Consider the following 10580-nt stretch of genomic DNA (forward strand, 5'->3'; position numbering starts at 1 on the left):
CGCTCCCACAGACCCGGCTCCACAAGCCGAGCGCCCAAAAACGCTACTCCTGTACGCCGTTCGCCCGGCGTACCCGGAACGGCAGATTCGCGGTCGCAGCCTTGCCCAGCCGGTCGCGCACGGTGATGAACAGCCGGTAGGCGCCCGGTGCAGCAGGAGCGGCGAAGTGCACGCCCTGCGCATCGGCCTGCTGCACCACCACGTCAATGCGCGGCGGCACGGCTTCGTGATCGCCGCCGGCGCGCAGGTCGGTTGCTTCGGCGCGCACCTCCCACACCGTGGCCAGCGGCGAGCCATCGAAGGATGCGGCGTCCACACCGGCCGACATCGTCTGCCCGGGCGCGAACTCGTCGGCCGCGATGCCGATGCCCCGGATCAACGGTGCAGCCTGCATCGCCGGTCGGCCCCAGGCGGCGGACAGCGCGTCGGTCATTGCGGTCGGGCTGCCGTCGGCCAGCAGCAGGCCGTGCCAGGTGCCGGTCTGTTCCTGCTTCGCCCCCCAAAGGAAAGGAAAGACGCCCGCCACCTGGGGCTGGGCGGCCAGAAATGCCAGCGCCTCGCGAAAGAAATCGGCCTTCTGGCTGCTGGTGAGTTCGACTGGCGCGCCCCAGGGCTTGCGCCCCGCCTGCCATTGGCCGAGCGGCCCCAGTTCGGTCACCACGACCGACTTGGTGATGCCCAGCCGGCGCAGCCGTTCCGGCAGCTGGAACACCGAGCCGCCATACAGGTTCAGCCCGAGCAGATCGACTGCGGCGCAACAGCTGGCCAGCGGAGCGAGCCAGTCGTCGCTGTTGTCCGCGACCACCATCAACGTCGGGTGGTCGGAATCGAGCGATTTCACGATGGCGGCCAGCCGGTTCACCTCCTGCCAGACCGGCTTCGGATCAGCGACCCCGGTTTCCACCTCGTTGCCGACGCCCCAGGCCAGCAGTGCCGGGTGGGCTCGATGCTTCATGACGAAGCGGCGCACCGCCGCTTCCTGAGCGCGCACCGCCGCCGGGTCATCGAGCCGGAAGCCGTGGCGCGGATGGCCGAGCCACAGTCCCATGACCACCTTCATGCCGAGTCGGTGTGCGGCGTCCAGCACCCACACGTCGGATTCGCGATACACCCGCACCACCTTCGCGCCGGCCAGAGCGAGCTTTTCCAGCTGCGCTTGGTCGCCTTCGAACGCGGCGCCCTGCCAGGCAACTGCTGTCGCCGCTGCCGGTGCGACTGCACACATCACGAGCGGCAACAGCAGGCAGCGGGCAATGCGGAGGAGCGAGTTCAAGATCGTGCCGGGCACAGGAAAGTCCTGGTGGGCCCGCCACGACATGCGGCGGATAACCGGTGAGAGACCTTGCGGCGTGCCGCGTTCCCGGGCGGTGCGCTCAGGCTTCGGTCAGCGTCATCAGGATGTCTGCATACCAGGCGCAATTCAGACCGAGCGCCTCGTCGAGCTTGCGGTCGCGCGTGCCGACATCGAGCCGGGCGGAATGCACGCCGAGCAACTGCCAGGGCAGATCGCCCTTGGCGACGCTGCCCGTCGGTGCGCGCATCACCACCGGTGCGCCGCTGGTGCCGCGGTGGGTGCGTGCATCGGTCAGAAAATAGCCTTCGCCCTGAAAGCGCAGACCGAAGGACGACGCGATGACTGCGTGGCGCACCACCGGCATGTGGTGCAGCGTGTCGTGAAAGCCGAGCGGGAAACCGACCACCAGCAGCAGGCTGCCCACCTCGATCTGTCGTGCATCGACCTCCAGATGGGCCGGCGTGAAGGCGCGATATACGGTTTTGGCCGGCAGCGCCGCGCGTTCGATCTCGATTACCGCCACGTCGATTTCGCCCGCCGTGTCCTGCCCCTGACGCCAGATGCTCTTGCCGCCGCGATACAGCGGAATCGAAAAGCCGGTGGATTCGGCCAGGTTGGCCGAGTCGGTGTGCAGTTCGATCTCGAGGCTGTCCGGAAAGTGCTTGCTCGGTTCATCGACCACCACGTGGCGGCTGGTGACCAGGAAAAGGCGTTTGTCGCGCTCGAAGAAAAAGCCGCTCGCGTTGGTCAGCACGCGCGAACCTTCGAGCGTGCATACGCGTGCGGCGGTCAGCAGTATGGGTTCTATCATCAAGGCAGGGACCAGTCAGTGTGCCGGGCGCCGGCAGGTGGCAGGGCGCGGGCAGGATGCGGAAAAGCGCGGGAAACCTTGGGGGCGGCGCGGGATCGTCATTGATCTCGCGCCGCCATGAATCATCATTGTGCCCCTCATTGCGGCCGTGGCGTGCCCGCGACGCGCAAGAAAGCGCTGCAGAAGGCATTGATTCAGGGCATAGTACAGGGCGGTGTAAATTGGCCGGCGGCGAATGTCGCGCGTCCAGGACATCGCCCGTTGTATCTGCATTCCGTTCCCACCGGATTTTCACCCTCTGGAACCGGCGTCCCCGCAAGGGCCGCGAGCTGCTTCGGCGGTCGCGGCAGGGACGTCCCAGGACACCAGCGCTCCGGGATTGCCCCGGGCTTCAGTCCGCAGAGCTTACCCGCCGGTCACCGCGCAGGCCCCGCATCCTTTCGACGCGGAAAAGCGCGGACGATCCGCCCCAACCTGTCTGTCGGGCAAGCGTGCCTGCAGACCACCGCTGATCAGCGCGCCATCGATCCGGCAGACCCCGGCCCCGGCGAGCGGTCCGCGTGCCCGCACCCTATTCAACCTGGAGATGTACCCATGGCCAAAGAAGAACTGATAGACATGAATGGCGTCGTGACCGAAGTGCTGCCGGATTCGCGCTTCCGCGTGACGCTGGAAAACGGTCACCAGATCATCGCCTACACCTCGGGCAAGATGCGCAAGCACCACATCCGCATCCTGGCCGGCGACAAGGTGTCGCTTGAACTGTCGCCCTACGACTTCAGCAAGGGCCGCATCACGTTCCGCGAAATCGAAGGTCGGGGCGGCCCCGCCCCCGCACCGCGCCGCCGGGTGCATTGATCAGCCGCTGACCGTCTGTCGCGGCCCGGCTGCCGGCAGGCTGGGCCCGGGGTGGCCCGGCATGGTCAGCCCGCTTCGCGTGCGGCGAGTCGTTTGGGTTTTGTGGGAGCGGCGGCCTCGCCTCGACACTCACGTCGCACTACGGCCATCGCCGCACGATGGCGGCGAGGCCGCCGCTCCCACAGGACGCCGTTACGACACGGCTGCTCCACATCGAAACGCCCTTGCTCAGCCGTGCGCTCCGCAGCGCCGGCAGTGTGATTCCCTCTTCTCGGGGTAAATTGCACGGTAGCGGCTGAAGGTTCAGCGGCCGCGCATTTTGCGTTTTCGTTCGTGCAGTTCCTGCGCCTCCAGCGACAGCGTCGCGGTCGGGCGGGCGAGCAGACGGGCGATGCCTATCGGGTCGCCGGTGAATTCGCACCAGCCGTAGGTACCGTCGTCAATGCGTACGAGCGCCTCGTCGATCGTGTGCAGATGCTTGCGTTCGCGGTCGCGTACGCGCAGTTCCAGTGAATGGTCCTCTTCCAGCGACGCACGGTCCGACGGATCGGGCGTGCGCTCGAACTCGTGCAGGTGCTGCGTCGTGTCGTGCGCCGACTGCAGCAGCGCGTCACGCTCGGCGCGCAGCCGCTGCCGGAAGAAGTCGAGTTGGCCGGCCGACATGTATTCGCTGTCGGGCGCAGCCAGCAGAGCCGCCTCTGCTTCGGACAACTCATCCGGGGAGAGAGGAAGGGTGGGGGCAATCGACATGGTCTGCCTCCTCGTTGTGGGGTCAGCATGAAAGGTGCGGCACGCCGGATCCGGCAGCGCCGCGGCGAAGCGCACAGGGCGACCGTCACGATACACGCCAAAGGCGAAGCTTGTGCGCTACGTATCCGGCGCACGATGGTATGTTCGCTGCCATGTCCCGATACCTGTCCTGTGCGCGCTCCGACGCTGCGCCGCAGCGCCCCGACTACCGCCCCCGCGCGCCGCGTGCGCCCGGCTACCTGATCGCGCCGCCGCTGGATTTCGACCGTACCGGCAAGTTCTACATGGGGCGCGAAATCTCCGACGTGATGGGCTGGCGGGCCGCCGACTGGCTCGAGCGACCGGAGAGGCTGGAGGAGGAACGCACCGACCTGCTTGTCGAGACGCTCGACCTGCGTTCCGGCATGGTGATTGCCGACATCGGCGCCGGCACCGGCTATCTGTCGCGGCTGATGTCGCCCGCCGTGAAGCCGCACGGGAAAATCATCGCAGTCGACGTGCAGGGCATGATGGTGCGCAGGATCGAGCGGCTGGCGCGCGAGAACGGCTTCGACAACATCGAGGCCGTGCGCTGCCGGGAGTACGACGCACAGCTGCCAGCGGCGGTGGTCGACATGGCGGTCATGCTCGACGTCTATCACGAGCTGTCCTTTCCGTTCGAAATGCTGGCCAGCATCGTGCGTGCCACGAAGCCGGGCGGGCAGGTCGTGTTCGTCGAATTCAAGGAAGAGGATCCCGACATTCCGATCAAGCCGCTGCACAAGATGAGCGAGGCGCGCGTGCGGCGCGAGGCTGCGGTGCACAGGCTGAAGTGGGAGCGCACGATCGACCATCTGCCCTGGCAGCATGTTGTCGTATTCCGCAGGCCGGGTTGAAATGGCTGTGGGCAGAGCGCCCGCAGGAGCGGTCTTTGCGGGAGCGGCGTCTTGTGGGAGTGGCGATCCACGGCTGGCCCTGCATGGCCAGCCGGCTCTGCGGGCGGCGAGCAGGGCTCGCCGAAACCCCCGCGCCGCCCTCGCCGCGATAGTGCCGTGACCATCGTTGTGCAGAGTGCGTATCGCGGCGGGGCCGCCGCTCCCACAACAATTCCCACGACTACGCTGCCGCGTCCTGCTCACCCGTTCTGTATAGTCTGCTCACCATCGCTTCAGACCTCGCACCTTGCTGAAACTTCTTCACACCGCCGACTGGCAGATCGGCAAGCTGTACGGCCAGTTCGAGCCTGATGACGCTGCATTGCTCGCTGAGGCGCGCTTCGCGGCCGTCGAGCGGCTGGCGCAGCTCGCCAGCGTGCAGGGCGTGCACATGGTGCTGGTGGCGGGCGATGTGTTCGATGCGCAGGGAGTCGCCGAGCGGACGATCCACCGGCTGTTCAACTGCCTGTGTGGCTACGCCGGCCCCTGGGTGATGATTCCGGGCAACCATGACGCTGCGCTGAGCGAATCGGTATGGACGCGTGCCGCGCGTCTGGGTGCCATCCCGCCCAATGTCTCCGTCTGCCTCGCACCGGGCGCCGTGCAGTTCGACGCCCTGCGCGTGGCCGTGCTGGCCGCACCGCTGACCCAGCGCATCACGCACAGCGACCTGACTTCGGCCTTTGCTGCCATTGACACCCCGGCAGGATTTCATCGTATCGGGCTGGCGCACGGTAGCGTGCAGGGCATTCTTGCCGACGGCATCGATTCGTCCAATCCGATCGCCGCCGGACGTGCCGCCGAGGCGCGACTCGACTATCTCGCTCTCGGCGACTGGCACGGCTGCCGGCAGATCGATGCACGCACCTGGTACAGCGGCACGCCGGAAACCGACCGCTTCCGCGCCAATGATTCCGGCCGGGCGCTGATCGTCGAGCTTGCTTCGCCCGGTGCCGAACCGGTCGTGACGCCGGTGGTGACCGGGCAGTACCGCTGGTTCGACGAGAGTGCGACGCTGCAGGTGGCCAGCGACATCGACGTGCTGCTCGCGCGGCTGGCCACTTTCGGTCATGCGGATGTCGTGCAGATCACGCTCGACGGCGAGACCGATCTGGCCGGTCACGCCCGTCTGCGCGATGCCCTCGCGCAGACGCAGGGGCGGGTGCGCAGCTTGACGGTCGATCTGTCTGCGCTGCGTATTGCACCGACCGAAGACGACATCGACGCGCTGGCCGCCGACGGCTATCTCGGCGACGTGATCGCCGAACTGCGCGCGCTGCAGGGCGACAGCGATGGCGACCGCGCCGGCACAGCCGAAGCGGCGCGCGATGCGCTGGTGCTGCTCGCCGGCCTGCTGCGTGACCGGCGCGCCGCCAGCGGGAACACCTCGTGAAGCTCACGCGCATCCGAATCGAACAGTTTCGGCAGTTCCGCCAGCCGTTGCAGATCGGCGAACTCAACCCCGGCCTCAACCTGTTCACCGGCCCGAATGAAGCCGGCAAGAGCACGGTGGTCGCAGCCATCCGCGCCGCCTTCTTCGAGCGTCACCGTTCGGGCAGCGTCGATGACCTGCGTCCGTGGGGCGACGCATCCGCCTCGCCTACGGTCGAACTCGAGTTCGAAACCGGCGGCGTTGTCTACCGCCTCGGCAAGAGCTTCCTGGTGCGCAAGCGCTGCACGCTGACCAGCGGCACACAGCAGTTCGACGGTGCCGACGCCGAAGACCGGCTGGCCGAACTGCTCGGTTTCCGCCACGCCGGTCGCGGCGCCAGCGCGGCTGAACACTGGGGCATCCCCGGCCTGTTGTGGATACAGCAGGGCACGGCGCACGACATCCGCGAGCCGGTTGCGCATGCCACCGATCACCTGCGTACCGCGCTGAACGCCTCACTGGGCGAAGTGGCCAGCAGCGGCGGCGACGCGGTGACCGACCAGGTCGAGGCGCTGCGCAATGAACTGCTGACGCCAGCCAACGCCACGCCGCGCGGTTCGTACAAGGAGGCGATCGAAACCGAAGCCGACCTTGCCGCAGAGATTGCCGCGCTGGACGCCGATATCGCCGCCTACCGCAACAAGGTGGACCGGCTCGCCACGCTGCGCCGCGAACACGAGGCCGACGACGCGCAAAAGCCCTGGCTTGCGCTGCGCGCTCAGGAACAGGCGGCGCGCCGCAAGTTCGACGAGGCACAGGCGCTGGGTGCGCGACTGGGCGAAGCAAAGCAGCGCGCACGTCGCATCGGCGATACGCTGGTGCTGCTGCACAGCCAGCTCGAACGCTACGGCTTGGAGCAACGTGAAGTCGAACAGCGCCGTACGGCACTGATTGCCGCAGAAGGCAGGCTGACCGAGGTACAGGCCACAGTGCAGCCGTGGCAGCGGCGCAGTACCGAGGCGGCGACGCGCCATGACGGCGCCCGACATACGCTCAACCGCGCCCGCCAGCGCGACACCCGGCTCACGTTGTCACGCCAGCTCGACGAACTGTCGCGCCGGCGCGACGCCGCCCGGACTTCCCTGTTGCAGGCCGAGACCGAAGCCGGCCGCCTGCGCAGCGCGCGTCAGCAGATGGCGGCCACCGAACTGCGCAGCGCCGACCTGGCCACCCTGCGCGCCCAGCAGCAGGACATCCGCGCGCTGCGCCTGCGGCAGGAGGCTGCCGCGACCCGCCTGCATTTCACGCTCGACGATGGCCGGGTCATCCGGATCGGTGAAGAAAGCCTGACCGGTGATGGCGAGCGCCTGCTGACCGACGCGACCGCGGTGACGCTGCCCGGCCTGGGCCGGCTCGACATCACGCCAGGCGGCGCCGATCTGGCCGATCTGGGCCGCCAGGAAGCCGCGTTGCTCGACCGTCACGCAGCGCTGCTGGCCCGCCTCGGCGTCGAGTCGCTCGATGCGGCCGAAGCACGTCTGCACTTATGTTTTCAACATCAATCGGATGCACAGACTGCCGAGGCCGCGCTCAAGGCGCGCGCGCCGCAGGGTGTGGACGCGTTGCGCGGCGAATTGGCAATGCTCGAAGGCCGACTGACCGAAGCTGCGCAGTCGCTGGCGCGGCTGGCCGGGGAACCCGACGACGATTTGGCCCTGCCGTCGATCAACGAGGCCGAGTCGCAGGAAGAGGCCGCGCGCGCCTCGGCGGCCGATGCGGCGAAACAGCTGGCGGCCGCCGACATCGCCGCCGCCAACGCGCAGAGCGCGGTCGATGCCGCACGGCGCGAACTGTGCGGTGCGCAGGCCATCCTCGACGCGCCCGAGCGCGCCGCACGACTGGCCGCCGCGCAGCGCGCGCTGAACGAAGCGCTTGCCGGGCAGGTGGCCGCCAATGCCGACATCGAAGCGCTGACCGCCCAGTGCCGTGACGCGCGCCCGGACATCCTTGAGCAGGACATCAGACGGTTCGGCGGCAGCGCCGACCAGCTGGAGCGGGCTTCGAGCCTGCGCCGCGATGAACTGACCCGGCTGGAGGTGGAACTGCAGACAGCCGGCGCACAGGGGCTGGACGAGCGGCGCGCCGAACGAGCGCGTGACCATGCGCGGGCAGTGCGTCGCACCACCGAACTGCGCCGCCGCGCCAGCGCGCTCGACCATTTGCTGACATTGCTGAAAAGTCATCGCAGCGCACTGACCCGTCGCCTGCAGGCGCCGCTGCAGAAGCACCTCGATCGCTATCTGCAGCTGCTGTTTCCATACGCGAACCTCGACATCGACGACCAGCTGGTTCCCGGTGCGATGACGCGCACCGGCACCACCGGTGCGGAAAGCGGCCGGTTCGAGGAATTCAGCTTCGGCGCGCGCGAACAGATGGGCGTCATCAGCCGGCTTGCCTACGCGGACCTGCTGCGCGAAGCCGGTCGTCCGACGCTGATCATTCTCGACGATGCGCTGGTACACAGCGACGATGAACGGCTGGCCCGCATGAAACGCGTGTTGTTCGACGCCGCCACCCGGCACCAGATCCTGCTGTTCTCCTGCCACCCCGAGAGCTGGCGTGACATGGGCGTGGCTGCCCGGTCGCTCGAAGCACTGAAAGCGGCGTGACCGGAGTGGCCTGCGGGCGGCGAGGATGACGCGCTGCAATCGTCGCCGGCTGCACTTGCGGGGATCTGCCGACGGTTCAGGGACGAGCGTCCGAACGTGTTGTCCGGGCGCCATCTGCCAGTAAATCGGATGATGGACGTTCGCTTTTTTGCATCTGATCCCGGCGGCAGCTTATGCTTCGATTTTGTGCGGTGCGATTTTCGCCTGCCTGGCCATTACCGGAAAGAACCATCCCATGAGCGCTGTCCACCCCACGCGTGGCGATGAGCCGATGCTGGACCCGCTGCAGCCGCGGCTCTACAACGTTGTCTACTGCAGTCGCTCCGCACCCGGCGTCGATGCAGCGGATGTCGAACGCATCATTGCGTCATCGCGGCGGCGCAATCCCGCGGTCGGCATCACCGGCCTGCTGGTGTTCGGCAGCGGCGTGTTCTTCCAGTGGCTTGAAGGCCCGCGTGACAGCGTGACCGCGCTGATGGCGACATTGAAGTCCGATCCCCGGCACGACACCGTGGTCGAGCTGAGCGCGAACGAAGAAGTGCGCGAGCGGCTGTTTCCCGAGTGGGACATGGAATTCGTCGAAAGCACCGATATTCGCGAAGTACTGCTCGACGCGCTCGAAGACGCCGATGACCCGAAGAACATCGAGGCTCTGGGTATCCTGCTGGAACATATCGATGCCGGTGAGCTGGACGCGCAGTGAGCAAGCTTCCACGATTCAAGCACCGGTCATCTTTCAGGTAGTCGCCTTGGCGCCATGAATTGCCTGTCGCGCCCCCTTTTCATCGTGGTGTGGTCGGGCCTGTTGTTCAGCGTGCCAGCGCGGACGCAGGGGCTCGCTCCGGCCGATGTCATGGCCGAGCCGATCCGGTTGCCGGAGATCCGCAGCGTGTTGCGCTACGAATCTTCACCCGATTCATTGCCCGAGGTACCGGATACGCTGGATCCGGCAAAGCTGAATCAGTGTGTCGGCTGGCGCCGCATCATCGAAGCCGAGCGCAAGGTACTTGCCGCCCATGCCGGCGGTCAGACCGAGCAATCCGCCTCTCTCAAACCCGACATCGACGCGCTCGCACGGCAGCGCGAGGCCGTCGACGCCCTCGAAGCGGTCTCCGTTGGCGAGGCCGGGCGCGTGAGCCGCCATGCCGCACTGATCGACGAGCGCCACGCGGCCCTCAAGGCGGCGTTGACGGCGCCACCCGCCAATGGAAAGGAGGCCGCTGCGCGCAAGCACTCGGTGGATGCCTTCAATGCCGAGGTGAAACGCCACAACGAATCGATTGCCGCGCATAACCGCGGTCAGGAGGCGCTCCGGCAGGCGATTTCGCAGTACAACGCGACGGTCGCTGCGCTTCGCGCACGTGTCGATGCGGTCGAAACGCGCCACGTGGAGTACGACCAGCGCGTCGAAGCGCACAACCGGATGATCGAGGGCTACACCCGGGACTGCGTCGGGCAGCGTCGGCTGCTGCGCTGATCCCGCTGCAGACGCGGCCTCAGGGTGCGGCCTCAGGTGCCGCCAGCCCGCTGCCGATCCGTGACATCACATGCAGCGTTGCCTGATCCAGCACGCCGGGCGCGAGGTCGAGCTGGCCGATGCAATTGCCGGTCATCACCCCGGCCAGCCCATGCATCGCCGACCAGATGTACAGCGCATCGAGATCGACCAGCGCCTGCTGTTGTGGCGCGTCGCCATGCACGCGTCGCAGCACCCGGCGCAGGATGTCGAAGGCGTGTGCGGCGTCGCGCACCAGATCGGGGTGTGCGGCAGATGCCGGCCACGGCGTGCTGAACATCAACCGGTATTCCAGCGGGTGGCGGTGCGCGTAATCGAGGTAGCGCCTGCCGAGCGCGCCGAGGTCGTCCCTGGGATCGTCGAACTGCCCCCGCGCGTCGAGGTGGGCGGCGAAGC

The 10580-nt window shown here is 67.5% G+C and carries 10 protein-coding genes; 6 read left to right on the forward strand and 4 right to left on the reverse strand.

Features of this window, described 5'->3' with window-relative positions; translation table 11 throughout:
• Positions 1-43: 43 nt before the first annotated feature.
• Together Q8R75_RS04020 and Q8R75_RS04025 are read right to left on the reverse strand one after the other, a co-directional pair.
• The gene (locus Q8R75_RS04020) at positions 44-1273 is read right to left on the reverse strand and encodes a glycoside hydrolase family 2 TIM barrel-domain containing protein (RefSeq protein WP_305615636.1); all 1230 of its coding nucleotides are present in this window, start codon (positions 1271-1273) and stop codon (positions 44-46) included.
• 100 nt (positions 1274-1373) lie between these two features.
• Positions 1374-2105, reverse strand: a complete 732-nt coding sequence (locus tag Q8R75_RS04025) for a serine protease (protein WP_305615635.1) — start codon at positions 2103-2105, stop codon at positions 1374-1376.
• 594 nt (positions 2106-2699) lie between these two features.
• Here Q8R75_RS04025 and infA point away from each other — a divergent pair.
• Complete coding sequence (infA, locus tag Q8R75_RS04030) at positions 2700-2963, forward strand: translation initiation factor IF-1 (protein WP_305615633.1); 264 nt, start codon at positions 2700-2702, stop codon at positions 2961-2963.
• Positions 2964-3266: 303 nt separating this feature from the next.
• Here the strand turns inward: infA and dksA are convergent, their stop codons facing one another.
• Positions 3267-3626 (reverse strand): RNA polymerase-binding protein DksA, encoded by a 360-nt coding sequence (gene dksA / locus Q8R75_RS04035; RefSeq protein ID WP_223300342.1) that lies wholly within the window; start codon positions 3624-3626, stop codon positions 3267-3269.
• Positions 3627-3865: 239 nt separating this feature from the next.
• On the opposite strand from dksA, the gene Q8R75_RS04040 reads away from it, so the two are divergent.
• From Q8R75_RS04040 to Q8R75_RS04060, 5 genes are all read left to right on the forward strand, one after another.
• Positions 3866-4588: a class I SAM-dependent methyltransferase gene (locus tag Q8R75_RS04040; RefSeq protein ID WP_305615631.1), complete on the forward strand. Its 723-nt coding sequence runs from the start codon at positions 3866-3868 to the stop codon at positions 4586-4588.
• A gap of 286 nt (positions 4589-4874) precedes the next feature.
• Positions 4875-6020, forward strand: a complete 1146-nt coding sequence (locus Q8R75_RS04045; RefSeq protein WP_305615629.1) for a DNA repair exonuclease — start codon at positions 4875-4877, stop codon at positions 6018-6020.
• On the forward strand, positions 6017-8668 hold the full coding sequence (locus tag Q8R75_RS04050; RefSeq protein WP_305615623.1) for an AAA family ATPase: 2652 nt from the start codon (positions 6017-6019) through the stop codon (positions 8666-8668). Before Q8R75_RS04045 ends, Q8R75_RS04050 begins: the two co-directional genes overlap by 4 nt.
• 235 nt (positions 8669-8903) lie before the next feature.
• Positions 8904-9371, forward strand: coding sequence for a BLUF domain-containing protein (locus tag Q8R75_RS04055; protein WP_305615620.1), 468 nt, complete (start codon positions 8904-8906; stop codon positions 9369-9371).
• A gap of 54 nt (positions 9372-9425) precedes the next feature.
• Positions 9426-10145 carry a hypothetical protein gene (locus Q8R75_RS04060; RefSeq protein WP_305615618.1) on the forward strand — a complete coding sequence of 240 codons (720 nt, stop codon included), beginning with the start codon at positions 9426-9428 and terminating at the stop codon, positions 10143-10145.
• 19 nt (positions 10146-10164) lie between these two features.
• Here Q8R75_RS04060 and Q8R75_RS04065 read toward each other — a convergent pair.
• Positions 10165-10580, reverse strand: a 416-nt coding sequence (locus Q8R75_RS04065; RefSeq protein ID WP_305663520.1) for a TetR-like C-terminal domain-containing protein, incomplete at its 5' end; no start/stop codon positions are given.

The organism is Methyloversatilis sp., assembly GCF_030696805.1.
Classification (GTDB): domain Bacteria; phylum Pseudomonadota; class Gammaproteobacteria; order Burkholderiales; family Rhodocyclaceae; genus Methyloversatilis.

What these genes read in the sequence shown, in the direction of transcription:
- Q8R75_RS04025 (WP_305615635.1), bottom strand. Translation starts at nt 2,105, where the DNA reads ATGATAGAACCCATACTGCTGACCGCCGCACGCGTATGCACGCTCGAA.
- infA (WP_305615633.1), top strand. Translation starts at nt 2,700, where the DNA reads ATGGCCAAAGAAGAACTGATAGACATGAATGGCGTCGTGACCGAAGTG.
- dksA (WP_223300342.1), bottom strand. Translation starts at nt 3,626, where the DNA reads ATGTCGGCCGGCCAACTCGACTTCTTCCGGCAGCGGCTGCGCGCCGAG.
- Q8R75_RS04040 (WP_305615631.1), top strand. Translation starts at nt 3,866, where the DNA reads ATGTCCCGATACCTGTCCTGTGCGCGCTCCGACGCTGCGCCGCAGCGC.
- Q8R75_RS04055 (WP_305615620.1), top strand. Translation starts at nt 8,904, where the DNA reads ATGAGCGCTGTCCACCCCACGCGTGGCGATGAGCCGATGCTGGACCCG.
- Q8R75_RS04060 (WP_305615618.1), top strand. Translation starts at nt 9,426, where the DNA reads ATGAATTGCCTGTCGCGCCCCCTTTTCATCGTGGTGTGGTCGGGCCTG.